The organism is Micromonospora sp. NPDC049230 (genome assembly GCF_040647875.1).
Classification (GTDB): Bacteria; Actinomycetota; Actinomycetes; order Mycobacteriales; family Micromonosporaceae; genus Micromonospora.
In genome coordinates, this window is record NZ_JBEZCZ010000026.1 from 16,170 (window position 1) to 42,665 (window position 26,496).

Here is a 26,496-nt window from a genome sequence, read left to right on the forward strand (position 1 = left end):
CACTGTCACGGCGGCGCCGCGCCGGTCATTCCGGCAGCCCGGCCCGTGCCGCCGCCCGGAGGATGCCGTCGAGGCCCTCCTCGAACAGCAGGTCGTCGTCCCACCGGGTGTCGTCGAGGTGGCCGGAGGCGTCGAGGGTCGGGTAGGTGTCGGCCCTCGCCGCGATGTGGTCGCGGGCCGCGGCCCGCGCGTGCGGGTCCGCGCTCCGGTGCCACGTGGCTTCGGTGAGCGCGGACCCGATGACGAAGTTGGCAAGCATCCGCGTGGCCACCGCGAGCTGAAGCCCGTGGCAGCCGCCGCGCACCAGCGCCGACTGGAGGAATTCGGTACGGGCGAGGACGTTCGGCCCGAGCATCGGACGGCCGACCAGGTTCGGCGCCCAGGGATGGCGCAGCATGGCGGCTCGCCAGGCTCGGGCGAGCAGGCGGGCATCCTCCAGCCAGTCGTCGCTCACGTCGGGGATGGGCACGTCGCCGAAGATCTGGTCGACGGCCAGGTCCAGAACGTCGTCCTTCGTCTTCACGTGCCAGTACAGGGCGGTAGCCGTCACGTCGAGCTGCTGGGCCAGGCCGCGCATGGTCAGGCCCTCGACGCCACGCTCGTCCAGCAGCGTCACCGCCGCGCCCACGATGCGCCCGAGGGTCAGCGGCGCTCTTCGTGGCGTACGGGGTGACTCCCCGCGAAGCCATACCGGCGACGACGTGCGGCTGTCTCGTCGCCCGGCCGACGGTACGCCCGGCTCTGCGGTGGTCATGATGCCACTGTAGTCCACTGGACAGGCGACTTAACATCGGTAAGCTAGCTGAACAAGCGAAGGTTGGCCGTACCGGTCGGCAGGGAGGTCGGAGAATGCCTCTGCTACGTGTGCACCTCGACAGCGACCGGATCACCGCCCGTCGCGTTCTCCAACTGCACCAGGAGGGCAGAACCCACCACGAGTCGCGGGAGGCGGCGCGCGCGGAGGTGTGGCGCCAGGGCCGCACCCCGGCCGGCGACCCGACATTCGTCGGCATCACGAACGGCCGCCGACACGTGCAACTGCTCTACGACGTGGAGGTCTACTCCGACACCGCCGGTTGAGCGCCCGCCGATACGGCTCAGACCGTCGCGCGCGAACTGGACAGTCTCGGCCGCACACCCGCCGGGGCGGTTCGCCGCTGGACGACCCGGCTACCGCAAACGTCCGTAGGCTGGTCCGCCGCCCTTTCCGCGCGCGCCTGCCCAGGAACTCGGCCCTGACCTTCGCGGCTTTCAGGAAGTTGCGGCATCTGCCGGCCCAGGATGGCCCGACTTAACGAAACCCGAGTTGATCAACAGGAAGTCGGGGCATCCGCTCGCCTGGGACAGCCCGACTTCATGAAAATCGAGTTGATCAAGCGGCGAGCCCGACAGCGCGGGCCCACACCTGCCCAACCCACGCCCGCCCGAGCAGCCAACCCACGCCCCAGCCACACCCGGCCGCGCACCCACCCGCACACCCAGACCAGCCGCGCACTCTGCCCACCAACCAGCGCCCAGCCCCACACCCACCCGCACAACCGGCCCAGACCAACCAGCGCAGCCGCGTGGTGCTCGTCGCCCGCCCGTCCATGGCGGCCATCGGTGCTGCCCGCGCGTCCACCACGGCCTTCTGCTCGGCCTCGGTGATCTTCCGGTACAACGCGTCCAGGGCCCGCTCGGCATCTGTCACTCCGGGGTGTCGGTTTTCGTGCCACACGACACCCGGCCGCGCGCGGATGTCACCTCGCCGGGGGAGCGCGGTCCCCTCTGCCGGGGAAGAAGAGTCGCCCAGCGCCACAGATCATCGATCCATGGCTGCCGGTTGGTGACCGCTGGGTTCCGGTGTGGACAGCGGGCACGGCGACGAGCGGCCCGGTGTGCCGGCGCGGCACCGTCCGTAGGGAGTGGGATGTCCGACCGTACTGCTCGAACGAATCGATCCACGTTGGCCGACCGGAGCAGACCATGGGCGGTGGCGTGCGGCACCTTCCTCCTCGGCGAGATGGCTCTGCGCCTCTTCTGGATCGCCGGTGGCCGGTGGGCGTACACCGCCTGCGACCGGACCGACCTGGTCGACCCGGCGGGGGGATGCGGCGCCGACCACGTCGAGACACTGCCGTTCTGGGCCGGCTGGGGAGCGCTGGCGATCCTCGTCGCCCTCGCGGCGGTGGTCGTGTGCGTACTCCGCTCCCCCGGCCGTCCCGCGACCACGGCCGCCTGGCTCGCGGCGGCGCTGCTGCTGGTCGGCGCGTTCCCGCTGCACCTGCTCTTCGAGGTCCCGGCGGCGTTGACGGGACGCCCCTCGGACTGGCGTGACCTCGGCGCCCGGCTCGCCCTGTTGGCCGGCGGCATCCTGTTCACCGGGCTGGCGAACGCATCCGGCCCCGGGCGCGGACCGGCAACCCCCGGCTACCGGCCGGTGGCCCGGTGGACACGGCGTTGGGCGTACGTGGCGGTCACCCTGCCGGTGGTCGGCTGGGCCGTACCCCATGGGCTCTGGGTGCTCGGCGTTCCGTTCGGCATCTCGGAGCGGGAGCTGGACGACATTCACCGCGACCTGTCGACGGCGACGGGGGTGGCGCTCACGCTCGCCCCACCGCTCGCCGGCCTGCTCGTTCTCGGGCTGGTGCAGCGGTGGGGGCAGCAGTTCCCGCGCTGGGTGCCGGGGCTGGGCGGTCGACGGGTGCCCCGGCTGCTGGCGGTGATTCCGGCCGGGATGGTGGCGCTCACACTTGTCGCCTACGGCGTGCTCAGCGCCGCGGTGGTCGTCGACCGACTAGTCACGGGCGAGCTGCGCTGGTCGGAGGTGTGGGACGGCTGGGCGGTCACCGCCACACTGCTCGTCTTCCTCGGCTGGGGTGTGGCGCTGGGTGTCACGGCCGCCGGCTACGCCCTCAGCACCCGCCCGACGACGACGCGCACCCCGTGGTGGGGCAACCTGAGGAGGTGAGTGTCCACGAGCCCGCCGACGACGTCCGAATCCCCCGAGCCCAGATCGGGTCCAGCCCGCAACATCTGCTGACGACGGTGCTCGGCGAGTATCTCGACTCCGCGGATGCCCAACTGCCGTCCACGGCGGTCATCGCGATCCTGCGGGAGTTCGGCGTCAGCGAGTCCAGTGCCCGTGCGGCGCTGTCCCGGCTGGTGAAGCGCGGTCTCATCGCGGCGCGGGGGAACCGGCGGCCATCACGCCACCGCCGACCACGCCACCGCCCACCGGCGCTCCCGCCTGCGCCGTCGTCTATTCCGTGCAGGACCAGTGGAACGGCGGGTTCGTCGCCGCCGTCACCGTCACGGCGGGGACCACCGCGCTCACCGGCTGGCGGGTCACTCTCAACCTGCCCAGCGGAGCTTCGGTCAGCTCGGTGTGGAACGGCGTCGCCAACGGCACCAGTGGCACCATCACCGTCGCGAGCCAGAGCTACAACGGCCGACTGGGCGCGGGGCAGAGCACCAGTTTCGGCTCCAGAGCAGCGGAAACGGCAGCGGCACCACCGCCACCTGCACCGGAAGCTGAAGCCCACCCGATCCTGACGAACGACCAGGCCGCTCGGCGGGCCAGTGCCGGCGCACCGGCCCCCGCGCGGCCCCGAGGTCGAGGTCAGGATCCCGGCCCGGACCAGGGCTTGTAGCTGCTTGTTCAGGTACGCCGGGGCAGTTTGTGGAACACGGCGAGGGTGCCCGTTGGCACCGGGGCGTCCAGCCAGCTCAGGGTTGTCCTTTGCTCTGCACCCGCGGGTGCGACGGCTACTGTCTGCGACCGGTGCCTATTGGGGTGCAGAGCAAAGGACAACCAGCGCTCATCGAAGGAGTCGACAATGACACTGGTACGCGCGGCCCAGGCCGAGGTTCTCGACAGCGACCCGGCCAGCGTGATCACACTGCTCCTCGACCCGGAGCACACCGGCGGTGTCCTGACCAGCAACCGCACCCTGCTCAGGCACGGCACCGACGGCGCGCCACCACACCTGCACACGCACTCCGGCGAGCTGTTCTTCGTGCTCGACGGCGCCCTGGAGATGCTCGTCGGCGACGAGTTGCACACCCTGCATCGGGGAGACACGCTCTTCGTCCCGCCGAACACCCCGCACGCCTTCGCCCCCGCCGACGGACAGGACGCCGACTTCCTGGTGGTGATCACCCCCGGGAAGCCCCGGTTCGACTACTACCGGCTCCTGGACAGGGTGCACCGGGGCGAAGCCACCTGGCAGGACGTCGGCGAGACCCAGGACCGCTACGACAACCACTACGTGGACAGCCCGCTGTGGGCAGGCCGCCGCGGCTGACCCTGAGCCGTGGGTGGTTCGTCGACCCCGGGGCGGCGACGAGGGGGTGCGGAGATCGGTCGTGGCGACGATCCCCGCACCCCTCCTATCCAGTGGCGAAGGGTCAGCAGCCGATCCGGCTGGACCCAATCGCGACGTCGTCGTACCAGAGGGTGTCGGCTCCGCCGCCGTAGCTCTCCCAGCCCAGCTTGAGGTCGGTGAGCTGCGGCCGCCAGGTGCGGTTGTACCACTGGCCGTCGATGTCGTGCGTCGGTACGCCGTCCGCGGTCAGGCCGGCGATGGCGGTGCCGTCCAGCCAGGTACGGAGCTGACCGGCCGAGCCGTCCACCATGAACTCCAGGCAGGTCCACCGGTTGGTGGGTAGCGGAACGCTCTGCGCCACCCCGGCCGGGCTCTGCTCGGGCAGGGTCGCGTCGTCGGAGGCGCGATTCCACTGGAGGGCGCCGTTCTGACCGCCGATCCGCAGGTCCTTGTTGCCGTCGGCGGCGTCGGTCATCGCCATCATCGTGGTGTGCTCGGTGGGCTGGGCGGTGGTGTGGCGGACCCAGATCCGGCCGTACCGGACGCTGCCCACGCTGCCGAGATTCTTGGTGGAGCGGATGAAGACGTGGTTGCAGTAGCCGGCCGCGCCGTTGATCCGGACCGCCCGGCTGCCGCTGTGCGTGGTGCTCGTGTCGATGGTGGCCGTACCGGCACCGGAACAGTCCGGGCTCACCACGGTCCAGTCGCCGGACGGCGTCGAACCGGTCTGGTTCTCGAAGCCGTCGCAGAGCACCGCCCCGGCGCACCCGACCGGCGGCGGCGTCGTCGGCGGAGGCGTGGTGGGCGGCGGGGTGGTGGGCGGGGGCGTCGTCGGCGGCGGGCTGGTCGGCGGGGGCGTCGTCGGCGGCGGGCTGGTCGGCGGGGGCGTCGTCGGCGGCGGGCTGGTCGGCGGGGGCGTCGTCGGCGACGCGGTGGTGGGGGTCGGCCCGACGCCGTTGCACGGTACGCCGTTCAGGCTGAACCCGGTCGGCGCGCCGCCGCTGGACCCGAACGTGCCCTGCACACCGAACTCGGTGGCGCCGCCGGCCGGGATGCTGCCGTTGTACGACATGTTGCGGGCGGTCACCGTCGCGCCGGACTGGCTGACTGTGGCGTTCCAGCCGTTCGTGACGCGTTCGTCGCCGGCGTACGTCCAGGTGACAGTCCAACTGGAGACGGCGGTGTCGCCGGGAGAGACCTTGATGTTGGCGGTGAATCCGCTGGACCACTGGTTGGGCGTGTAGTCGACCCGGCAGCCCTGGGCCGCGGCGGCGGGGCTGGTGAGCAGGGCCGTTCCGGTCGCTGTCACGGCGGCCAGCGCGGCGACGACCGCCAGTGTCGAAGCGGGGCGGGCGCGGAGAATCGTCATGGGAGGTCCTTCTGCCATCGAGCTGAACGGAGGCGGCACGGTGACGCGCGTCCTGGACGGACGCGGCGCGACAGTGCGCCCTGGATGCGGCGCGGCGGTGCGCCACAGCGGCTGGTCGGTGCGTACGACCGCGGTGCCCGGCTCGGGGTGGACCTGTCAGTCGCCGACGGCCCGGTCTCCCGGACCTCGGCGACGCCCACCCTCAATCTATTGACGGGAGACGATCCAATCAAGCGTCACCCGTCCGGGTGGGTGACGGCCGGCTGACAGTTATTCGGTAGACCGGCAGGTCCCGGCCGTGCCAACGTTGCCGCAGACGGACCCGGGCCACCATCGGTCCGGCGTCACGACGGGCACGAACGACCGACGGGAGCACGGCGATGCGAGGACTCGAAACCTTCCCGCCCATCCGGACGCGAGCTTTCGAGGACCCGTCAGCCCATGCAGATCGTCAACCTCGGCATCGTCGCCCACGTCGACGCCGGTAAGACCAGCCTGACCGAACGCCTGCTGCACGCCACCGGCGCCATCGACCGGCTGGGCAGCGTCGACGCGGGCACCACCCAAACTGACACCGGCGAGATCGAACGCCGCCGGGGCATCACCATCCGCAGCGCCGTGGCCGCGTTCGGGTTGGGCGACCGCCAGGTCAACCTGCTCGACACCCCCGGGCACAGCGACTTCGTGGCCGAGGTCGAGCGCGCCCTGGGGGTGCTCGACGCGGCGATCCTGGTGCTGTCGGCCGTCGAGGGGGTGCAGCCGCACAGCCGGCGGATCATGCGGATCCTCCGGTCGCTCCGGCTACCCACGCTGATCTTCGTCAACAAGATCGACAGGGCCGGCGCCCGCCCCGAGGAGCTGGTCGGGGACGTGCGCCGACTGCTCACCCCGGCCGTCGCCGCGCTGGGCACGGTCCGCGCGCCCGGCACCCCCGAGGCCGCCTTCCGGCGTGACGATCCACGGTACGACCACGGCAGCGCCCACCGGCTCGCCGAGACCCTCGCCGAGCACGACGACGAGCTGCTGGCCGCCCTGGTGGACGACCTGCCGCCCGACCCGGATCGGATCGACAGGGCGCTTCGGGTGCAGGTCGCGGCCGGGCAGGTCCACCCCCTGCTGTTCGGCTCGGCGCTGTCCGGAGCCGGCGTACCGGAGCTGCTGGACGCCATCGCGGCCCTGCTCCCGGCGTCGCCGCCGGCAGAGCCCGAGCCGCGGGCCCGGGTCTTCGCCATCGAACGCGACCCCGCCGGGGAGCGGGTCGCGTACCTGCGGTCGTACGGCGGGCACCTCCGGGCACGCCAGCGGGTCGTCGCGTACCGCCGGGAGCCGGACGGCCGGACCACCACGACCCGCGCCCGGATCACCCGGCTCGACGTGATCGACGCGGCCGACCACCACACCCAGGCCGGACGGGACGATCCGCCGGCCGCACTGACCGCCGGGCACATCGCCCGGGTGGCCGGCCTGACCGGGGTACGCCTCGGCGACCAGCTCGGCAGCCCGGCCGGCCTCGACGGGCGGTCGTACTTCCCGGCGCCGACACTGGAGGCGGTGCTCCGACCCCGCGACCCGGCCCGGACGCTGGCGCTGCACGCCGCGCTGCTGGACATCGCGGACACCGACCCGTTCATCCGGACCCGGGTGGCCCCGGACGGCGGCACGAGCGTGCTGCTCTACGGCGAGGTGCAGCGCGAGGTGCTGGCTGCCACGCTGGCCGAGACGTACGGGATCGAGGCGGAGTTCGGGCCGGGCCGACTCATGCACGTCGAGCGGCCAACCGGCACCGGCTCGGCTGTGGAGATCATCGGGCACGGCTTCCTCGGCACCGTCGGGTTCCGGGTCGAGCCCGACTCCGGGGTGCGCTACCGGCTGGAGGTCGAACTCGGCTCGCTGCCGCTGTCGTTCCACAAGGCCATCGAGGAGGCCACCCGGGCCGCTCTCGACCAGGGCCGGCACGGTTGGCCCGTCACCGATATCCGGGTCACCCTCACCCACAGCGGCTACTGGTCGCCGATCACCACGGCCGGGCACTTCCGCGATCTGGCGCCGTACGTCCTCATGCGGGCGCTCGCCGAGGCCGGCACCCGGGTCTTCGAGCCGTGTCGCCGGTTCGAGGCGGAGGTGCCGGCCGACCGGCTCGGCGCGGTCACCGCGTACCTGGGGCGGCTCGGCACCCGGATCGACGGCACCGACGAGATCGCGGCCGGCTGGCGGATCGGCGGGGTGCTGCCGGCGCGACTCGAACCGGAGGCGCAGCGGCGGCTACCGGACCTGTCCAGCGGCGAGGGGCTGTGGTCGTCGACGCCCGGCGGCGACCGCCCGGTGACCGGTGAGCCGCCGCGCCGGCCCCGCACCGACGGCAACCCGTTCGACCGGATGGAGTATCTGCGTTTCCTGGCCCAGCCACGCAACCGATCCTGAAGACGGGCTCTAGCCCACCTCGCGGGCGCGGCGAGCCGTGCTGAACCGCCGTTGGTAGGCCGCGGGACTGAGCGACAGCTTCCTGGCGAAGACCCGCCGCATGCTCTCGTAACTGGGGAATCCGGCCAGAGTCGCGGCCTGCGTCGCGGTGTGGCCCTGGTCGAGCATCGCCCGGGCCAGGTCGAATCTGATGTTCTCCACGTAGCGAGCCGGTGTCGTGGACAGCTCGTCGTGGAAGAGCCGGGTGAGCTGCCGGGTGCTCACGTTGAGGTGCTTCGCGAGCGCACCGAGCGAATGGTCGGCGCGCGGGTCCGCCGTCACCACGTCGGTGATTCTCCGCAGGGCCGGCGAGCGGGGCGGCGGCCCCTGCAACGGCGCGGAGAACTGGGACTGGCCGCCCGCACGCTGCATGTACACCACGAGGGCACGGGCGACGTCGCGCGTCAGGTCGGGTCCGTGGTCCTCCTCGACGAGAGCGAGCGCCAGGTCGATGCCAGCCGTCACCCCCGCCGAGGTGTACGTGGTGCCGTCGCGAACGTAGATCGCGTCGGGCTCGACCCGGCAGGTCGGACACCGGGCGGCCAACTCGTGCGCGACCTGCCAGTGCGTGGTCGCGCGTTTGCCGTCGAGAACGCCGGCGGCGGCGAGGACGAACGCCCCGGTGCAGATCGACGCGACACGGCCGGCCGCGGCGGCCGGCAGCCGTGCGGCGTCCGCCAGCTCGGCGGGGACGTGGGCGCTCGGATAGTGGTCCGATCCCGCCACCAGCAGTGTGTCGAGGGCCGGCTCCGAGGAGACCGCCCCGTCGACCGCCAACCGCACCCCGAGACTCGACGTGACGTCCGCGCCGGTCGGCGACAGCAGCACGATCCGGTAGTCGGCGCCGAACCGGTTCGCCTCCTTGAACACCTCGGCCGGACCGGCGACGTCCAGCAACGTCACTCCGTCGTACACGAGGATCGCGACGCAATGGGGGCCGACACGGGAGGCCGGACCCCGCCGGCCTCGACCGCCGCTGGTTCGCCGAACAGCGGAAATGAACACCAATTATTGGTAGCACGCCCGCCGGTGTCGGAACGCACGTCCGCGATCTCACCCCGTCCGGATATGAGGGATTCCTGGCCGGACAAAGGCGGCGGCGTACGACGATCGGAAGGCAGCATGAGAGTCGTCAACAGGTGCGACCACATGTCCCGGAAGGTCAGAGAGCATGCCAGAGGTCATCGCGGGGTTGGAGATTCCGGACACCGCAGCGGTCGCCGAGGCGACCAGGCACATCCAGGAAACGACCATACCCCTCATCTACCACCACTCCCGGAGGGTCTTTCTCTTCGGCCTGATCCACGCGCGCAAGCTTGGCGTGGAACCGGACCCGGAGTTGCTCTATCTGGCGGCCCTGTTCCACGATTCCGGCCTCCTGACCCCCTTTTCCGACGCCGAGCAGCGCTTCGAGATCGACGGCGCCGACCACGCCCGCAGATTCCTCCTGGACCGGGGTTTCCCGACGGCCGCCGCCGAGACCGTCTGGACGGCGATCGCGCTGCACACCTCGCCCGGCATCCCCGACCGGATGGGCCCGGAGATCGCCACCACCTACCTCGGCGTCCTGACCGACGTGCTCGGCCTCGGCCTGGACGGCCTGGAACCCGATCAGCTCGGCGAAATCCTCGCCGCCCACCCACGGGGTGACTTCAAGGAGGGGTTTCTGCGCGCCCACGTCGACGGGCTGAAGAACCGCCCGGAAACCACGAACGGCACAGTGAACTCCGACATCCTCGAACACTTCGTCCCGGGCTTCCAGCGCGTGACGACTGTCGAGCGCATCGTCGGGTCGCCTTGGCCGAGCTGAGCGGCCGGCCCCCCGGCACGAGGTGTCGACGAACTTTCCTGGAGAGGCTTCGAGCATGCGAGCGATCACCGTACGCGACAGTACCGCGGGTGTCGGCGGGCTCACCCTGACCGACATGCCGTACCCGCACGCCGCGGAGAACGACGTCATCGTCCGCGTACACGCCGCGGGTTTCACGCCCGGAGAGCTCGGCTGGCCGGCAACGTGGTCCGATCGCGCCGGCCGTGACCGGACCCCCACCATCCCCGGGCATGAGCTGTCCGGGGTCGTTGTCGAACTCGGGTACGGCACCACCGGCCTCACCGTCGGCCAGCGGGTGTTCGGCCTGACCGACTGGGCCCGCAACGGCTCCCTTGCCGAATTCACAGCGGTGGAGGCGCGCAACCTCGCCCCGCTGCCGGCCGGCATCGACCACACCGTGGCCGCGGCGCTGCCCATCTCCGGGCTGACCGCATGGCAGGCACTCTTCGACCATGCCCGCCTCACGACCGGCCAGACCGTCCTCATCCACGGCGCCGCGGGCGGCGTCGGCTCGATCGCCGTCCAACTCGCGCGAGAGGTCGGCGCCCACGTGATCGCGACCGGTCGGGCCGACGACCGTGCTGTCGCGCGCACACTCGGCGCGCAGACCTTCGTGGACCTGGCCGCCGACGATCTGCGACACGTCGGCGAGGTGGACGTGGTGCTCGACGTCATCGGCGGCGACATCCTCGAACGATCGACAGCACTGGTACGCCCGGGTGGCACCCTGGTCACCATCGCCGAGCCGCCCACCGTCCAGCCGAGAGGCGGGCGAGCCATCTTCTTCGTCGTCGAACCCGATCGCGCCCGACTGGCCGACCTCGCCGAGCGGCTCCGCGACGGGCGGCTCAACCCCCTCGTCGGCGCGGTACTGCCACTTTCCGAAACGGCCGCCGCGTTCGCCCCCGGCCGTCGTACACCCGGCAAGACGATCATCCAGCTCGTGGACGAACAGGAGACGCGTCCGCCAGAGTGAGGGCGTGTCTAGGATTGGGCGACCGAGCACGCCGACGGTGAGGGGTGCGTTTCTGATGCACTCGACGACGATCCTGCTGGAGCGCCTCCTCGAAGCCGGGATGCGCGAGGTCGTCACGGTGCAGCCGGTGGCCGGTGGGGTCGCGGCGCTCGCGGGCATGGCCACCCGCCGGGACGCGCCGCCGGTGTTCGTCAAGGCGTTCGCCGACGAGCCGGACGACGGGGTCTTTCTCGCGGAGGCCGAAGGGCTGGCCGCCCTGCGCGAGCTCGGGGGCGTGGCGACACCCGAGGTGATCCTGGCCGACCGTCGACTGCTCGTGTTGTCGGTGTTGCACGAGAGGCCGCACAGCGAGATCTTCTGGGAGCGGCTGGCGCACCTCCTCGCCGACATGCACCTGGGCACCACCCATCCTCGCTTCGGGTGGCACCACGACAATTGGCTGGGCCGCCGCCGCCAGGTCAACACGTGGCAGGACGACGGCCACGCGTTCTTCGCGGAGCACCGGCTGCTCCGGTGGCTCGGGGAGCCCCGCGTGCAGGCGGCACTCGACGCCGGCGACCGGGCGGCACTGGAACGACTGTGTCACCGGCTGCCCGACCTGCTGCCGGTCCGGCCCGCGTGCCTGACACACGGCGACCTGTGGGTGCAGAACGTGCTGGCCACCCCGGACGGGCAACCCGCGCTGATCGACCCGGCGGTGTCCTACATGTGGGCCGAGGTCGACCTCGCCCACCTGTGGTCGACCTCTCCCCCGCCGGAGGCGCGACGGTTCTTCGCGGTCTACGCGGACCTGACCTCGCTCGACGGCGACTGGCGGGCCCGCATGCCGATCGTCCAGTTGCGACAGCACCTCGCCGTGCTGGCCCAGTTCGACGACGACTGGGGTGCGGCTGACCAGATCCGTGCCGTGCTCGCCCCGTTCCGGCCGCGGTCCTGACCCGGTGGTGACCAGAGATGGGGATGGGCGATGACGCCGGAGGTGTCGCCGCGCAGGGCCAGGGCCGTACTCGTCGCGCTCTCCCTCGCCGCGTTCGCGTTCATCACGACCGAGTTGCTGCCCGTCGGTCTGCTGACCCACATCGCACCCGATCTCGACAGGTCCCGATCCCAGGTGGGTCTGCTGGTCAGCGGGTACGCGGTAGTGGTCGTGCTGGCGTCCGTGCCGCTGGCCCGGCTGACCCAACGGATCCCTAGACGCCACCTGCTCGGCGGCACGATGCTCCTGTTCGCCGCCGCGAACGGCACCGCCGCGCTCGCGCCGACGTACACCGTGCTGGCCGGCTCCCGACTCGCCACCGCCCTCGCGCAGGCCCTGTTCTGGTCCGTCGCCACGGCGGCCGTGACCGGGCCCTTTCCGGTGGCGGTACGCGGCCGGGTGGTGGCGCTGTTCGCCACCGGGGCGACGCTGGCCCCGGTGCTCGGCGTACCCCTCGGCACCTGGCTCGGACAGCACGCCGGCTGGCGGGCGGCGTTCGCGGCGCTGGCCGGGGTCGGTCTGGCCGTCGCCGCCGCGGTGCTCGTCTTCCTGCCCTCCTATCCCCCGGCCGCCGGCGGCGCCGCCCGGGGCACCGCACCGGACGGGCGGCGCTTCGTCCTCCTGCTTGTCGCGACCGCCCTCGGCATCGGCGGTTTCCTGACCCTGCAAACCTACGTCGCGCCGTTCCTGCTCGATGTCAGCGGCTTCGCCGACGCGTTGCTGGCGCCGTTGCTGTTCGCCGCCGGCGCCGCTGGCGTCGTCGGCACCCTGGCTGCGGCGCGGACCCTGGACACCCGGCCGGTCGCCTCCCTGCTGACGCCGCTGGGCATCGGCACGGCCGCGCTGTTCGGCCTGTACGCGTTCGGCGCGCTCCGGCCCGGCGCGGTCGCGCTCCTGGCCGGGATCGGCCTCGCCTACGCGGCGTTCGGCTCCGCCGTGCAGAACCGGATGCTGCACCTGGCCCCGGGCAGCACCGACATCGCGTCGGCCGGCGTCAGCACCGCCTTCAACGCCGGCATCGCGGGCGGCTCACTGCTCGGCGGTGCCCTCCTGCCCACCTCGGGGGCCCGCACGTTGGCCCTCGCCGGTGGGCTGCTGACGCTGGCCGCGCTCCTGCTGCTCGCCGTGGACGCGCGGCGGGGAGCAGCAACACACCGCACGCGTTCCCGCGCCGCAGGTGAGACATCTGGGCTGCCGGCCACCGTGCCGGCCGCCGGCCGGGGCCGCCGGCGGCCGGTCGCCTGATCAGGCCCCGACGGGGACGCTTGTCGCTGTCCCGTTGGCGTCGGTGACCCGGACGTCGGTGGCGCTGGCGGGCAGGAGTGCCGCATCGCGGCCGGCATCCTGCCACTGCCCGTCGCCGATCCGGTAGCTCAGCGCCGACCCCTCGGCGGCGACGACGATGCCCTGGTCGTCGGGCAGTCGTAGCCGTACCGGCAGGGGTGCCAGCCAGTCCGTGGTCATGCTGGCCACCGCTTCGAAGGGACTGTTCTTTCCGGCGAGCAGGGCGATGACGCAGGAGGGGTGGTCGTCGTACTGGATGCTCTCCACGAGGAGCCGCCGGCCGTCCGGGGTCACCCCGTAGACCGACAGCCGGGGAGATCCGTTGTGCGTGTGCGCGCCCACCGGGTCGATGTAGTCGGCGATGGCCTCGGTGGGCGCGCTCACGTCTTCGGCAGCCGGGTCGCTGCCCCACACCTGCTCGGTGCCGGGCAACGTGTGGCGGAAGAGCGGTGCCGCCGGCCGGTCCTTTCCGTCGGGAAAGAGGACAAGCGACGTGTTGCTGATGTGGAGCGCGTTCCTCCGCTCAACTGGCGTCTTGGCGAGCGCGACGGTGAGCTTCGTGCGTTGTGGGGGCACCGACAGCACTGCCGCACCGTCGCGGAACGCCACCGGCGTGAACGTCCGCTCGACCTTGCCGTCGGGCAGGAAGCGCAGCTCCGGGGAGAACTCCACAGCCTGTCCGAAGTCGAGGACGAGGAGCACGTCGCGCTGGGGTCCGAGCAGTGTGGCCTGCTCAAGGCCGTCCGTCCCCGAGTCGCCGACCTGCGTCAGGGTGCCGACGCGCGGCCCGTCGGCGGTGGGTTCGACGAACCCCACGGTCGTGGGGCGCAGGGTGCCGTCGGCGACGTAGGCGGCCGGCCCAGCAGGCGTCGTGCCGGCCCAGACGACGTGCGGCGGGCCACTCGTCGGCTCTCCGATCTGCTTCAGATGACGGTCCCACGTCGTGCGGACCTGCCGCAGGTAGCCTTCGTCGGCGGCCAGGTCACCGCGCGTGGGCTCGTCGAACAGCGGTGCGGCGACCTGGGTCTCCCCGGCGTTGCCGGCCAGCCGGACTCCCCCAGCCACCGGGAGGGCTACCACGGCCACGCACACGGCCGCCAACACCGCCCGGCGGCGCACCACCCGGCGCCGCCCACCCCGGCGCACCGCACCGAGCAGGCCCGCCGGGGCGACCAGGTCATCCGTCGCGCGCCGCAGGATCTCGCGCACGTCACTGTCGTTCATCGTCATCGCGCACTCCCGGTTTCCGTGATGGGCATGGCGAGACTCGAATCCGCCAGCACCTCCCGCAGCCGCGCCAACCCACGCGAGGCGTGGCTCTTCACCGCACCCTCGGAGCAGGCCATCGCCGCCGCGACGTCGGCGACCGGCAGATCCTCCAGGTAACGGAGCACGACCACGGCCCGCTGCCGAGCCGGCAACGCCCGCAGCGCCCCGACGACAAGCTCGCGCACCGCGACGGCGTCGGCGTGGTCCCGGGCAACCCCGTCGTGGTCGCCCAGTGCCCGCTCCGGACGCCGGGCACGCCAACGCCACCGGTTGATCGACCGGTTGACCAGCGCACGTCGCGCGTACGCCTCGGGGCTGCTCCGCACCCGACGCCAGCGCAGGTACACCTGCTCCAGCACCTCCTGAAGCAGGTCCTCCGCCGCGTGCCGGTCCCCGGTCAGCAGGAAGGCAACCCGCAACAGCACCACCGATCGGGTACGCACGAAGTCGTCGAACTCCGCCCCACGCGAATCACTCATCCGCCCTCCCGAGCCTCGTCAACCTGCAAGACACCGGATCGGCTCGCACGGTTTACCGGTCGACGCGACTTTGCTCGGCGAACCCAGACGGACGATCATTCCCCGACTCCGCTGGCGGGTTTCGCCGGCCGTCGCTTTCGGGTAGCGGGTGGTTCATGAACCGCGATCTCGTCAAGGCCTTGCAGGTTGCCTGGGGGCTGCCGGAGTTCCGCGGCGGGCTGCGCCACCTCATCGACCTCGACGAGGTGGCGGTGCTGCTGGCCACGCTGTCCGCCGCGGATCACGACCGCGAGGTGGAGCGCAGCCTGTTGAGCCTGCTACGGTCCGCCCTGGACACTGTCGAGATCCGCGAAGCCGTGTTGCTGCTGCTGGAGCAGGACGAGGTACGCCGGCCACTCGTCGCGGCGGCGCTGGAGCCGCTGGCGGACAGGCCGGGTCAGGTCGCCGCCATCGCTTCCGCGGCCGAGGATCCCGCGGTACGGCGTGAGCTGCGGGCGGTGCTGGACAGCGCCAGGGTGCGCGAGCTGATCTGGCAGGCTGTCGACAACCAGGCGAGCGACAACCGCCTCGGCCTGATCCGCCAGGTGGCGGTGCTGTTCGTCAGGCACCCGAGCGTCCGACGCCTCGCCTGGGCCGCACGTCGGCACGGCGTGCTGCGCGAACTACGCCGGAAACCCTGATCGTGGTTGCCTCCTCACCGTGGGACGCCGAAGTGGCGGGTGAGCGAGGCGCGCAGCGTACCGGCGTCCCCGGCGGACCAGGCGACGAAGCAGTCGGGGCGTACGAGCATCGCGGTCGCGGTCGTGCCCTCCAGTGGGCCGGTGACCACGTCGACCCGGTCTCGCCACGGCGCGGCGACCCCGGCGTAGGCGCCAGTGGAGTCCAGCAGCAGCGGGCGGGCGGCGCGGGTCAGCTCGGCGAGCCGGACCGGGCCGCGGTCGCGGCGCACGATCACGTCGGGGGCGAAGCGGCCGGCCAACGGGTCGGCGGGGTCGGCGGGATAGCTGATGTCCGCGCCGGACATCAGCGCCGCGATGTGCCCGGTCACCTCCGGCTTGCGCAGCAGCTCGGCGAAGAGCTGCCGCAGGCTGGTGATCTCGTCACCGGGGCCGATGAGCGCCGACTGGGCCTGGGTGGACATCACGACCCGTTCGGCGACGGGGCGACGCTCGGTCTCGTACGTGTCGAGCAGGCCCTGTGGTGCCCAGCCGCGTAGCGTGGCGGCGAGCTTCCACCCCAGGTTGACCGCGTCCTGGAGGCCCAGGTTGAGGCCGGGCCCGCCGATCGCGGGGTGCACGTGCGCGGCGTCGCCGACCAGCAGCACCCGCCCGGCGCGGTAGCGGGCGGCGATGCGGGTGTTCTGGCCGGTCAGCCGCCGCAGCAGGCCGGGGCCCTCCGGCGCGTCGACGGGGACGTCGGCGCCGAGCACCCGGGCGGCGCTGGCGCGTAGTTCCGCCAGGTCCATCGGGGTCTCGTCGCTTGTCGGCGCGTCGGGCCACTCCGTCGTGCTCAGGATCGCCGGACGGCCGGGGAACGGGGCCCAGGCGATCATGCCGCGGGCGGTGCGGGTGTGCTGGAACGGCGGGACGACCCCGTAGCCGGGAACGCGCAGACCGCCGGTCTCGGGATCGAGGGCTGACGCGGGGACGGTCACTGTGGCGGTGCGGGAAATCGTCCGGTCGACGGTGACGCCGGGAAACTCGATGCCGGCGAGGCGGCGCACCGCGCTGCGGCCACCGTCGGCGCCGACGAGGAAACGGGAGGTGAGCCGCGTACCGTCGGCGAGGTGGACCTCGACCGCGTCGGGGCGTTGGCGGAGGTCGACGACCTCGTGGCCGCGGCGCAGGTCGACGCCGAGCTCGGCGGCTCGGGCGGCGAGGGCGGCCTCGAGTTGGGCCTGCGGCACGCCGAGCACGTAGTGCGGGTTCTGCGTGAGCATCGTGAGATCCAGCGGGAACGCGCCGAAGACGAAGGCTGGTTGGGGGGCCGGCGGGGTGCTCTCGCCGCTGAGCCGCGCGTAGAGGCCGCGTCGGTCGAGCAGTCGGACGACCTGGCCGACGAGGCCGTTGGCGCGGGGCTCGCCGGTCGGCGCGGCGTGGCGTTCGAGGACGACGGGGTGGACGCCGGCGAGGGCCAACTCGCAGGCGAGCATGAGGCCGTTGGGTCCGGCTCCAACGATGAGGACATCGATCATTGTCGTGATCCGTTCTGGGCGTGCGTCATCGCCACGGCAGGCGCGGCGCGCGGCCGGCCCGCCGCGGTGTGCCGCGGCTGGAGACGTGGGTGAGGTTGTGTCGAGCCTCAGCGGGGCGGCGCCGGGAGGCCGGCGGCGACCTGGGTGAAGGCGTCGGTGATGAGGCGCTCGATCGGGGCGGGCGGGTCGGCGCTGTCGAGATAGTGCTGCATGGCGACGGCGACGGCCGCGCTGGCGGCGGCGGCGACGAGCCGTGGATACATGTCGGTGGCGAGGTCGGTGCCGGTGCGCTCGGCGACGGCGGCGGCCAACTCGGCCTCGGCGATCGCGACGGCCCGCAGCCGCTCGCCCTGCAACGCGGGCTCGGCGAGCATGGTGCGGACGCCGGCCGCCCACTGGTCGTGTGGCGGGGACGGCATCGCCTCGACCTCGGGGCCGCGCGTGAACTGCTCCAGCGCGGCCTGGGTGAGCGCCGCCCAGAGCGGCTCGTCGGCGGGGCGTTCGCGCAGCGCGGCGGCGGTGCGCAGGCTGCGGTCGAGGTGGCGGGAGGCGATCGCCTCGGCCTTGCTGGAGAAGTAGTTGTTGAAGGTGCGCGGGGACACACCGGCCGCCTCGGCGATGTCCTCGACGCGGACGTTGTCGAAGCCGCGCTGCACGGTGAGGTGGATCGCCGCCCAGCCGAGCGCCGCCCGCGTCTCGGCCTTCTTGCGCTCTCGTAGCCCCGTCATGCCCCAACGGTAGCACTAGTTGCGTGGCGCGCAAATATGCGCGCCACGCAAATATCTGGTCAGTCCTTGCTGAGCGGTACCACTAGTGGGTGAAGGCCCAGAGGAAGTAGAAGTCCGGAGCATTGGGGCCGTACTGGCGGCACTCGCAGCCGATGTCGGTGGCCGCGCCGGACCCGTCGTTGCATCTCAACCTGGCGGACCGCTATCGCCGGCTCGGTGACCTCGCCCGTGCCCGCGAACGCCTCCAGCGTGCCGATGCGGGATCGGGGCGCTTGGCGACGACGCGTACGGGGACCTGATCAAGAGCGGGCAGGATCGGCTGGCCCAGCAGCTCGCGACCGCGGAGCAGGCGTACGAGCGGGCGGGACGGGTCAGGCGTGGTCGATGAGGTCGAGGCCGGTCAGCTCGGCCGACAGAGCCCAGAGTCGGGCTGCCGCGCCGCTGTCGGTGGGGCTGCCGACGGTGATCCGGCAGTCCACGCAGTAGTCGCCACCGTTCGTCGCCAACCGAGGTGACGTGGCGGCCCAGACCTGGGTCGCCGCGCCCTGCTCGACGGTCTTGAACAGGCCCGGCGCGGGAGTCCCGTCCGCGTCGATCCAGCCGGCGGCGACCATCTCCTCGACGGCGAGGTGTCGTTGCAGGGGGGTGCGGACATAGCCGGGATTGACGGAGAACGCGCGGACGCGGTGCGGCCCGCCGAGCAGGTCGAGATGGCTGGCGAACAGGATGTTCGCGAGCTTGGACTGGGCGTAGGCCTCCCACTTGTCGTAGCCGCGCTCAAACTGCACGTCGTCCCACCGGATCCGCCACGACGGGTCGCGCCCGGAGGCGACCGACACGACACGAGCCGCGCCGGAGGCGGTGAGCGCCGGCCACAGCAGGTTCGTCAACGCGTAGTGGCCGAGGTGGTTGATCGCGAACTGCGCCTCCCAGCCGGGACCCACCCGCGTCTGCGGGCAGGCCATGACCCCGGCACCCGCGATCAGGATGTCGAGGGCGGGATGGCTGCGGAGGAACCGTTCGGCGAACGCACGGACGGAGGCGAGGTCGGCGAGGTCGAGCTGTTCGATCTCGACCTCGGCCGCGCCGGCGAGTGCCTGCCGCGCCGCGTCCGGCCTGCGGGCCGGGACGACGACCCGAGCCCCGGCTCGGGCGAGCGCACGGGTCGTGGCGAGACCGAGGCCGGAGTAGCCGCCCGTGACGAGGGCGGTCCTACCGCTGAGGTCCATTCCGGCGAGGACGTCCGCGGTCTTGCTGTGGGCGCCGAACATGGCGTCGGTCGTGTCGCTGGTCATGTCACGGACGCTAGGCGCTAGACCGAGGTCTAGGTCAACGGACTACGGTCGACGCCATGGCGGACATCGACCTGAGCATCGGACAGGTGGCGCGGCGCACCGGGTTGAGCGTGCACACCCTGCGGCTCTACGAACGAAAGGGTTTGTTCGCCAGTGAGGTACGGCGTGACAGTGCCGGCCGGCGCGTCTACAGCGCCTGGGACGTCGAGTGGGTGGCGAACTGCGTGAAGTTCCGGGCCTCCGGGATGCCCCTCGCGACGATCAGCCGCCTGGCCCAGCTCGTCCGCGAGGGCACCGGCAACGAGGCGCAACGGCTCGACCTGCTCCGCGAACACCAGCGCCACATCACCGAGCAGCTCGCGCGACTGAACGACTGCCTCGAACTCGTCAACGGCAAGGTGTCCAGCTACGAACGGCACCTCGCCGACGGCGCTTCCGGCGATCCCTGGCAACAGCAACCCCAGCCCGCCGCGACGACGGGACAGTGAGGAGTCGCGTACGCACCGGCCCGCATCCTCGGCGGTCGTGAGCGGGGCTCGGAGGCGGCGGAGGGCGGGCGCGTCAGTGGGACGATTTCGCGGGCCGACCTGCGGCGTGACGGTGTTGTCGCGATAGCCGATGATGCATGTGTGCGGCGGCGACGGGACATGCGGATCACCTACATCTTGGCCGGTGTCGGGCTGTTGGTGCTGGCCGTGATGTTCCTGGCGAGATCCGGTGTCGCCGACACCCCGGAAGAGCTTGAGCGGTGGGGGACGTGGGCGGCAATTGTCGTGGCTCTGCTCGAGGGAGCCAATCTGCTCTGGGAGCGGATTCCTCGACGTGCGGACGCGCCAGCGATCGACGAGGACCGGATCGGGCGGGCGCTTACGGATCTCGCGACACAGATCGAGGCGGAGTGGGCGGCGGAGGCGGCGCGACAGGAGGTCACCCGGCCGGCGCCGCTGCTGGTGCGTTGGTCGTCGACGGGTCGGCCAGCCGCCGATCGGCGATATGTGCTCGACGATCCCCTCGGGGGTGACTGGCAGCATTTTCCGCTTAGCGGGAAAACTACCGGAGAGCCGAACAACGAGATCGTGGAGGCGTTCCGCAACCTGCCGCATCGGCAGTTGATGGTTCTCGGTCGCCCTGGTGCGGGCAAGACCGTCTTCGCGATGTTGCTGACCCTCGGGCTGATCGGCCGTCGTACCGCAGGCGAGCCGGTGCCGGTGCTTCTGTCGATCCACCTGTGGGACGGCGCCGAGCGGTTGGACGACTTCGTGGCCCGGCGGCTGGCCGAGGACCACTGTGACGTGCTGGCCGTCCACGGCGACCCGCCGGCTCTCGCCCGACGTCTGGTGAAAGAGAAGCGGATCCTGCCGATCCTGGACGGCTTCGACGAGCTGCCCGCTGATTCCGTCGCTCAGGCGATGACCAGGCTCGACCAGTTCGCCGTGACCGGGTGGCCGCTGGTCGTCACCTGCCGCAGCCACGAGTACGACATGGCCGTGGAACGCAGCCGCGTGCTGTCCCGTGCGGCGGTGGTCGAGTTGGCGTCGGTGGATGTCGAGGATGCCATCACCTATCTGTCCTCGCCGGCGCCGGATCCGCGCTGGGAGCCGGTCTTCGCCCATCTGCGGGCGCACCGGGACGGGCCGCTGGCCGAGGCGTTCTCCACCCCGCTGATGGTGGCCCTTGCCCGCAGCACCTACCAGGCGGCGTCCACGACGGACCCGGTGGACCTGCTGGAGGCCGCGCAGACCGCCGACGGCCAGCGCTCGGTGGAGGCCCGGCTGGTGGCGGCCTTCGTCCCCGCGGTCTACGCGTCTCCGCCCCGCCGCCGCACGTCCGACCAGCCGCAGGCCGCCGACGTCGACTACCAACCGGAGAAGGCACAGCGGTGGTTGATGTTTCTTGCCCGGCACATGAGCGAGCATGGTGTGCAGGACGTGGGTTGGTGGGAGCTGAACCCACTCATCCGTACCGGCTTCGTCACCATCGCCGGCGCCCTGGTCGCACTGTTGACGGCGCTGCTGTTCACACCCGTCTTCGGGCTCGCCACCGGACTGGTCATGGCGGCCCTGGCGGGTGCCCTCACGGCCCTTGTCGCGTTCTCCACGGGCGGGCCGCCGCAGAGCCTCCATGCGGAGGAGCCAACCCCCCGGTCGGCCCTGGCCAGGGAACGCGCACGTGCGATCTCCCGAGGCGTCTGGGGTGGCGCGCTCATCGGTGTGGCGATCGGCTTGCTGCTGGCGAATGTCCTGGGCCTGCGAATCTGGTACGCAGGACTTTTTGTCGCGGTGTTCGGCGTGGTCTACGCCCTGGCGACCGCACTCGACCACCCGTGGGGCTCGTTCCTCGTCGCCCGGGCCTGGTTGGGCGTCACTGGCCGGTTGCCGTTCCGGCTGCCCCGGTTTCTCGACGACGCGCACCAACGGGGAGTGCTCCGCCAGTCGGGTGCGCGCCACCAGTTCCGGCACCTGATGCTGCAGGAGTATCTGGCCGGCGGGGCAAGTCCGCTCTCCGCCGCGCCGCCGGCGGCGACAACGTCCGAGCAGGCAGCGGAGGAGCGCCGGCCAACGCCGCAGCAGTGGTGGATCCGGCTCTGCGCGGTGGTGGTGGGCCTGGCCTTCCTGACGCTGTCCCTGCTCTCCATCGCACCGCGGGCCCCCATCTATCGTTCCGGCGACCAGCCCACGGACATCACGCAGGTGAGCTGTAGCTCCGGTGCCGGCAACGCCCACTGCTCCGAGTACGTTGTCGCCTACCAGTGGCAGGTCGGCCCTGGCGGCCGGGTCAGCACCGCCTTCACCTTCCCGACCCGGCAGCGGGTGATCCAGTTCCGCGGCGTGGACGGCGAGTTCACGCTTCCGCCGTCGAGCGAGTGCGCCAACGCCGTCTTCGAGTGGCAGCTGACAGTTGACGGACGGCTGTGGCGATCGGGAGGGCTCTTCGCTGCCGGGAGCCGCCTCGACGCGGCGCAGGCAGCCCCGCCACAGGCGAAAACCGTCGCGGTGTCGGTCCGCCGCACCGATACCGCGCCGTGTACGGCGACCCTGCGCTGGGACCGCCCGAGTGCGCTGTACCGGGGCGTCATCGCCGGATTTGGCCCCTGGGGCTGACGCCGACCGCCGAAGCAGATTGACGGCGCGACCACGTACACAGCGCGGGCGGTTCCGCTCTGACTGCCGAGCAGGTGAGGCACGACTATTCCGGCTGGGCCGACAACTCCTCGCCGCGTCGGGCCGACCGGACCGGTGCGATGCGGGGCCGGCCGACCCGAAACACCGCGAGCGGAAGGCCTGCGACCCGCTCGGCGAGCCGACCGGCGGTCGCCGGGCAGTCGACGAGCTGGCTGAGCGGATGGACCGCCAGGCCGTGCCGGGCGAGAGCCAGCCACGTCCGCAGCAACCGTCGGCCCGCGCTGATCCGGTCTTCACCATCGGCGGCGAGGAGGACCAGGACGCTGCCGTCGTAGCGCAACAGGCCACGGCCGCTGGCGGCCAGCAGCGCCGGCAGGCCCAGCCGGCGGGTGACCGGGTACGCGCGCAGCACCGCGGACAGGACGCGCGCTTCGGCGCGGGACAGGCTGAGCGCCCGGTCCGTGAGCCCGTCGAGGTGGTACCGAGGATGGCGTGGGCTCAGGCGCAGCCAGTCCCGCAACTCGACGGCGACGGCGGGTGTGCCGAACATCCACCTGTCGGCGACGGCCAGGTCCGCTACGAGATCCCGGGTCGGGACCTGTGCGATGCCCGGCTCGAGATCGGCGAGGACTGCGTCGTCGACGTAGCCGGGTGCGTACGGACCACGGGCGACCCGGCGGGCCTCGATGTCGGCGGTCGTGAACGGGGTCGCGTACCGATGTGCGGCGGGGACCAGGCGCGGACCGGGGGCCACGGTGACGGTGAGGCCGAGTTCGGCGGAGACGATGAGGCAGGTCTCGACGAACGCGCCGATGCCGAGGGCCAGGTCGCGCCCGGTCGGGTCGGAGTCGGGCAGGCGGCGGGCGGGATCGACGGCGATGGTGATCTCGTCGGTGTGGTACTCCGGCCGCCACGGCTGCGTGTTGTGTGCGCTCGGTGCCCGCCGGCAGATCGCCTCGGCGGCCCGCACCTGCTCGACCCAGCTCACACCGCGGCCCCTCGCTCGTAGAAGGTGTACCCGTGCAGTGGCCGTCCACTCGCGCGCCGGTACTGCGCGGCGGAGGCGACGTTCGTCCGCTCGACGAAGGTGCTGCGCAGCGTCCGGTAGCCGTTGCGGGCGAGATTGCGATGCAACTCCCGGGACAGCAGCGTCAGGTACCCGTTTCCCTGCTCGTCGGGCACGGTCCCCTTGATGATGAGGACGGCGTCCCGTCGGTATCGGCCACGGGTGGCGAGAAGCCGGAGCTGATTGAGTACGCCGAGCCGACCGCCGACGCGCATGAGGTATTCGGAGATGTCCGGCACTGTGACGACGAACGCGACGGGTCGACCTGCCTTCTCCAGCCAGAGGAGCAGCGCCTCGTCGAGCAGGAACGCCAGGCCGTCGGTCTGCTCCGCCAGTTGCTCGGCGGAGATGTCGGTGTAGTAGCCCAACTGCGCGAAGCTCGCGTTGAGCATCCGGCGCAGGATCGGCAGTTGGCCGCGCAGGTGCCACCGGGAGCCGTGCCGGATGACGAGCCGTTCGCTGGCTATTCGCGCATCGTCGAAGGCGAATCCATGGTCAGCGTCGACGGCCGGCGACGCACCAGTGGTCGTACCGTCGAGGTCGACGAGCCACGTGTCGGCCTCGAAGCGACGGTGGAAGCCGTGCCGTTCGTACATGTCCGGGTAGTAGGCGGGGTTCCACGCCGAGTCCACGAAGCCACGGTCGGCGAAGCCGGAGGTGATCACCCCGCCGGTCTGGTTGGGCAGCAGGGCCACCGGCCCGAACAGTTGTCGACCGTCGGCCCGGGCCTCGACCGCGTCCATGATGGCGGTGAAGACGTCGTCGTCGTCGACGAACTCGGTGTGCCCGAACAGCTGCCGGGGGCCGACCTTGGCGTCGAAGGGCGCGCTGCGGTGCACGCTGGTGCGTCCCACGACGTCGCCGCGTCGGTCGCGGACCACGAACAGCTCGGCGGCGCCGCGGTGGGCCGCGATGACCGAGGACACCAGGGGTACGTAGCGGTCGGTCGGGTGGAGCCGGAGCGGGAAGTCGACGAATGCCCGCAGGTCGGCCCGTGACCGCACGGGTTCCAGTCTCATGCGCGGTGCACCGGCGGGCCGGACGTCTCACGGGAGAGCGGGGTGAAGGTCGGTATGTGCGCCATGCCGTCGCCCTCGGCACGCCAGATGCCGTTGCTGTAGCCCTCGGGCTCGGCGTTGTAGAGGCGGATGTAGCCGCCTGTCGCGTTCTTCGTGCCGTGATCGGTCACCCAACACATGAGGTCACGGTGATGGCGGCTGCGGGCGAACGTCAGGAGCGCGTCACGGTCGCTGAAGAAGGCGATGGTGCCGAGGGTGAACGGGAACTGGTAGTAGACGGTGTGCCACCGGTACCCCTCCATCCGTTTCATCTGCCGGACCATCCGGAACCAGGTCCGGGTGAGCGTGAGGATCGAGCGCGGCCCCCGGTAGCGGGTGGCGCCGACGAACATGGCCGTCGCCTGGCCCACCGCCGGCGCTGCGGAGAAGTCGGTGGTTCTCATGCCGGCACGCCCTTCACCAGGTAGACGTTCTTGATTTTTGATGCCGCGCCGGCGAACGGGCCGGTGCCGTACTCGTGGACCTCCACCCGCAGGTCCGCCGCGGACGGGTCCTCGGCGAGGGACTCGGCGAAGTCCCGGCTGACCTCGGCCAGGTGGCGCAACACCCCCGCCCGGCAGGTGTCGGTGAGGGTTCGCCGCTGCGCCGGGTCGAGCGCCAGGCCCTCGCGGAGTTGCAGGTTGACGACCGGTCGGCTCTCCAGGTCGGCCTGCTCGGTCACCGCGAGGCAGAAGCTCTGCAGCAGGTGCGCCTGGGGATTGCCGGCATAGAGGCCGTACTCGACGTCCTGCGGGTAGATGTTGGCGCCCATGTACGAGATGGTGCTGTCCTTGCGGCCGTACAGGAACAGCAGTGGCAGACGCATCCGGTCGACCTGCCAGGCGCGGTCGGCGGCGGCCCGCGCCGCGGGGTCGGTGATCGCGGCCAGGACATCGGGGTACGAGATCAGCCGGCCCTCGTCGCCGATGTTGTAGCGGACCCGGGGATTGAGCACCGCCGTGGAGTTGATCGTGCAGAGCACCTCCTGGTCCGCTGTGGTCTCCAGGTACGTCTCCAGCGGGTTGTACTGGAAGACCATCGGCAGCCGGTGCTCGTCGGCGCCGAGCAGGGCGGTCCGCAGTGCCGTGTCGGTGCGCAGTCGGCGGCGGACCCAGACGCTGAAGTCGCTCTCCCCGGCGATGCCGATGGTGAGGTCGCTGGCCCCGTAGCCGGAGCGCACCTTGACGAAGCGCTCCTGTAGGTAGTCGCGCAGGGCCTCGGTCATCCCCTCACCGCCGACAAGTCCGCTGATGCGGTAGTCGGCCCAGGGGAAGTCCTCGGCGTCGAGCTTGTCGCGCAGGTGTTTGAGGAACGGCGGGTAGGCGGTGACGATGTAGTCGAAGCCGGGGCCGAAGTACAACAGGGTGTCGATGATCTTCCGCAGGTCGGGCCCGGTGTTCTTGACCATCGCGATCGCCGACATGGCGATGCCGGTGTTGGTCCCGGTGGCCCAGGCCCCCATCGAGTACGCGTTGATGACGAACCGCCGCTTCGACGGGAACACCATCGTCGCGTAGCCGGCCAGGTTCTTGTGCACCGAGCGCAGCTCGCGGCGGCTGCGGATCCAGTTGAACGGCTGGCCCGACGAGCCCGACGACTCGTCGACCACGCTGCCGGCGATCTCGAGCTCGCCGTGCCAACAACGCTGCGCCTCCGGGTACGCCTGCACGTACGACCGCTTGTCCGTGGGCGGGTACGACGACAGGTCGAACCAGCGGAACCGCCAGTGGTGGCGGCGGAGGAAGTCGCCGTACGCGGGCACGTCGATCGCGGCGAACTGGCAGGTCATCCAGGCGTGCAGCCGGGCGAAGCGCCCCAGGTGGGGACGGTACTGACGGGCCGTGAGCCGCCACACCGCCGGATGGATCCGGTAGAGGGTGTAGAGCCAGGTCAGGGCGAAGCTCGCGGTCCGCAGGGTCCACCGACGCAGGAATGTCACCACGTGGCAACACTATTGGTCGGTCGAGCCGGCCACCTGATGGCGGGTACTCAGCTGTCCTGAGTATCCGAACAAGGCGCGCTGAACCGCCCCCAGTGAGGTCGTGCGGCTGGCGTCGTGGGTGGCCTCGCGTCGGCACGACG

The 26,496-nt window shown here is 71.7% G+C and carries 25 protein-coding genes and 1 pseudogene; 13 read left to right on the forward strand and 13 right to left on the reverse strand.

The features are described 5' to 3' along the window. Positions 1-25: 25 nt before the first annotated feature. On the reverse strand, positions 26-754 hold the full coding sequence (locus AB0A95_RS21240; protein WP_357557485.1) for a TetR/AcrR family transcriptional regulator C-terminal domain-containing protein: 729 nt from the start codon (positions 752-754) through the stop codon (positions 26-28). A 95-nt stretch (positions 755-849) separates the two neighbouring features. Here AB0A95_RS21240 and AB0A95_RS21245 point away from each other — a divergent pair, with 95 nt between their 5' ends. Further along, positions 850-1,080 (forward strand): hypothetical protein, encoded by a 231-nt coding sequence (locus tag AB0A95_RS21245; protein WP_357065168.1) that lies wholly within the window; start codon positions 850-852, stop codon positions 1,078-1,080. 292 nt (positions 1,081-1,372) lie between these two features. Here the strand turns inward: AB0A95_RS21245 and AB0A95_RS21250 are convergent, their stop codons facing one another. Beyond that, positions 1,373-1,690, reverse strand: coding sequence for a hypothetical protein (locus AB0A95_RS21250; RefSeq protein WP_357557486.1), 318 nt, complete (start codon positions 1,688-1,690; stop codon positions 1,373-1,375). Positions 1,691-1,909: 219 nt separating this feature from the next. On the opposite strand from AB0A95_RS21250, the gene AB0A95_RS21255 reads away from it, so the two are divergent. The 4 genes and pseudogenes from AB0A95_RS21255 (at position 1,910) to AB0A95_RS21270 (ending at position 4,286) form a co-directional block, all read left to right on the forward strand. After that, entirely contained in the window at positions 1,910-2,950 is a 1,041-nt protein-coding gene (locus AB0A95_RS21255) for a hypothetical protein (protein WP_357557487.1), read from the forward strand. A gap of 77 nt (positions 2,951-3,027) precedes the next feature. Further along, positions 3,028-3,114 (forward strand): annotated as a pseudogene (locus AB0A95_RS21260) (hypothetical protein); the annotation flags it as partial. A 134-nt stretch (positions 3,115-3,248) separates the two neighbouring features. Beyond that, entirely contained in the window at positions 3,249-3,632 is a 384-nt protein-coding gene (locus tag AB0A95_RS21265) for a cellulose binding domain-containing protein (protein ID WP_357557488.1), read from the forward strand. A 186-nt stretch (positions 3,633-3,818) separates the two neighbouring features. Beyond that, the gene (locus AB0A95_RS21270) at positions 3,819-4,286 is read left to right on the forward strand and encodes a cupin domain-containing protein (RefSeq protein ID WP_357557489.1); all 468 of its coding nucleotides are present in this window, start codon (positions 3,819-3,821) and stop codon (positions 4,284-4,286) included. Positions 4,287-4,389: 103 nt separating this feature from the next. On the opposite strand, the gene AB0A95_RS21275 is transcribed toward AB0A95_RS21270, so the two are convergent. Then, a complete protein-coding gene (locus AB0A95_RS21275) occupies positions 4,390-5,676 on the reverse strand; it encodes a cellulose-binding domain-containing protein (protein WP_357557490.1) in 1,287 nt (428 codons plus the stop codon). Positions 5,677-6,117: 441 nt separating this feature from the next. Here AB0A95_RS21275 and AB0A95_RS21280 point away from each other — a divergent pair, with 441 nt between their 5' ends. Next, a complete protein-coding gene (locus AB0A95_RS21280) occupies positions 6,118-8,097 on the forward strand; it encodes a GTP-binding protein (RefSeq protein ID WP_357557491.1) in 1,980 nt (659 codons plus the stop codon). Between the two features lie 9 nt (positions 8,098-8,106). Here AB0A95_RS21280 and AB0A95_RS21285 read toward each other — a convergent pair whose 3' ends face one another. Then, positions 8,107-9,051: a DJ-1/PfpI family protein gene (locus tag AB0A95_RS21285; RefSeq protein WP_357557492.1), complete on the reverse strand. Its 945-nt coding sequence runs from the start codon at positions 9,049-9,051 to the stop codon at positions 8,107-8,109. Between the two features lie 256 nt (positions 9,052-9,307). Between AB0A95_RS21285 and AB0A95_RS21290 the strand changes: the two genes are divergently transcribed. The 4 genes from AB0A95_RS21290 to AB0A95_RS21305 are packed head-to-tail and all read left to right on the forward strand — an operon-like array spanning position 9,308 to position 13,164. Further along, positions 9,308-9,946, forward strand: a complete 639-nt coding sequence (locus tag AB0A95_RS21290) for an HD domain-containing protein (protein ID WP_357557493.1) — start codon at positions 9,308-9,310, stop codon at positions 9,944-9,946. A gap of 55 nt (positions 9,947-10,001) precedes the next feature. After that, positions 10,002-10,943 carry an NADP-dependent oxidoreductase gene (locus tag AB0A95_RS21295; protein WP_357557494.1) on the forward strand — a complete coding sequence of 314 codons (942 nt, stop codon included), beginning with the start codon at positions 10,002-10,004 and terminating at the stop codon, positions 10,941-10,943. A gap of 55 nt (positions 10,944-10,998) precedes the next feature. Further along, on the forward strand, positions 10,999-11,880 hold the full coding sequence (locus AB0A95_RS21300) for a fructosamine kinase family protein (protein ID WP_357557495.1): 882 nt from the start codon (positions 10,999-11,001) through the stop codon (positions 11,878-11,880). 30 nt (positions 11,881-11,910) lie between these two features. Continuing rightward, a complete protein-coding gene (locus tag AB0A95_RS21305) occupies positions 11,911-13,164 on the forward strand; it encodes an MFS transporter (protein WP_357557496.1) in 1,254 nt (417 codons plus the stop codon). Here the strand turns inward: AB0A95_RS21305 and AB0A95_RS21310 are convergent, their stop codons facing one another. Together AB0A95_RS21310 and AB0A95_RS21315 are read right to left on the reverse strand one after the other, a co-directional pair. Then, on the reverse strand, positions 13,165-14,433 hold the full coding sequence (locus tag AB0A95_RS21310; RefSeq protein WP_357557497.1) for a hypothetical protein: 1,269 nt from the start codon (positions 14,431-14,433) through the stop codon (positions 13,165-13,167). Beyond that, positions 14,430-14,951 (reverse strand): SigE family RNA polymerase sigma factor, encoded by a 522-nt coding sequence (locus tag AB0A95_RS21315; protein ID WP_357557498.1) that lies wholly within the window; start codon positions 14,949-14,951, stop codon positions 14,430-14,432. Before AB0A95_RS21315 ends, AB0A95_RS21310 begins: the two co-directional genes overlap by 4 nt. A gap of 155 nt (positions 14,952-15,106) precedes the next feature. Here AB0A95_RS21315 and AB0A95_RS21320 point away from each other — a divergent pair, with 155 nt between their 5' ends. Further along, on the forward strand, positions 15,107-15,631 hold the full coding sequence (locus AB0A95_RS21320) for a hypothetical protein (RefSeq protein ID WP_357557499.1): 525 nt from the start codon (positions 15,107-15,109) through the stop codon (positions 15,629-15,631). 14 nt (positions 15,632-15,645) lie between these two features. Here AB0A95_RS21320 and AB0A95_RS21325 read toward each other — a convergent pair whose 3' ends face one another. The 3 genes from AB0A95_RS21325 to AB0A95_RS21335 form a co-directional block, all read right to left on the reverse strand. Further along, positions 15,646-17,145 carry an FAD-dependent monooxygenase gene (locus tag AB0A95_RS21325; protein WP_357557500.1) on the reverse strand — a complete coding sequence of 500 codons (1,500 nt, stop codon included), beginning with the start codon at positions 17,143-17,145 and terminating at the stop codon, positions 15,646-15,648. Between the two features lie 107 nt (positions 17,146-17,252). Then, positions 17,253-17,873: a TetR family transcriptional regulator gene (locus AB0A95_RS21330; RefSeq protein ID WP_357557501.1), complete on the reverse strand. Its 621-nt coding sequence runs from the start codon at positions 17,871-17,873 to the stop codon at positions 17,253-17,255. A gap of 371 nt (positions 17,874-18,244) precedes the next feature. Continuing rightward, a complete protein-coding gene (locus AB0A95_RS21335) occupies positions 18,245-19,168 on the reverse strand; it encodes an oxidoreductase (protein WP_357557502.1) in 924 nt (307 codons plus the stop codon). A 56-nt stretch (positions 19,169-19,224) separates the two neighbouring features. Here AB0A95_RS21335 and AB0A95_RS21340 point away from each other — a divergent pair, with 56 nt between their 5' ends. Both AB0A95_RS21340 and AB0A95_RS21345 read left to right on the forward strand, forming a co-directional pair. Next, positions 19,225-19,656 carry a MerR family transcriptional regulator gene (locus AB0A95_RS21340; RefSeq protein ID WP_357557503.1) on the forward strand — a complete coding sequence of 144 codons (432 nt, stop codon included), beginning with the start codon at positions 19,225-19,227 and terminating at the stop codon, positions 19,654-19,656. A gap of 159 nt (positions 19,657-19,815) precedes the next feature. Continuing rightward, a complete protein-coding gene (locus AB0A95_RS21345) occupies positions 19,816-22,269 on the forward strand; it encodes an NACHT domain-containing protein (RefSeq protein WP_357557504.1) in 2,454 nt (817 codons plus the stop codon). Between the two features lie 85 nt (positions 22,270-22,354). On the opposite strand, the gene AB0A95_RS21350 is transcribed toward AB0A95_RS21345, so the two are convergent. The 4 genes from AB0A95_RS21350 to AB0A95_RS21365 are packed head-to-tail and all read right to left on the reverse strand — an operon-like array spanning position 22,355 to position 26,356. Further along, positions 22,355-23,278, reverse strand: coding sequence for a hypothetical protein (locus tag AB0A95_RS21350; protein ID WP_357557505.1), 924 nt, complete (start codon positions 23,276-23,278; stop codon positions 22,355-22,357). Further along, entirely contained in the window at positions 23,275-24,375 is a 1,101-nt protein-coding gene (locus AB0A95_RS21355; RefSeq protein WP_357557506.1) for a hypothetical protein, read from the reverse strand. Before AB0A95_RS21355 ends, AB0A95_RS21350 begins: the two co-directional genes overlap by 4 nt. Then, positions 24,372-24,818: a DUF4188 domain-containing protein gene (locus AB0A95_RS21360; RefSeq protein WP_357557507.1), complete on the reverse strand. Its 447-nt coding sequence runs from the start codon at positions 24,816-24,818 to the stop codon at positions 24,372-24,374. The genes AB0A95_RS21355 and AB0A95_RS21360 overlap by 4 nt, the downstream gene beginning before the upstream one ends. After that, the gene (locus tag AB0A95_RS21365; RefSeq protein WP_357557508.1) at positions 24,815-26,356 is read right to left on the reverse strand and encodes a phenylacetate--CoA ligase family protein; all 1,542 of its coding nucleotides are present in this window, start codon (positions 26,354-26,356) and stop codon (positions 24,815-24,817) included. Before AB0A95_RS21365 ends, AB0A95_RS21360 begins: the two co-directional genes overlap by 4 nt. Between the last annotated feature and the right edge of the window lie 140 nt (positions 26,357-26,496).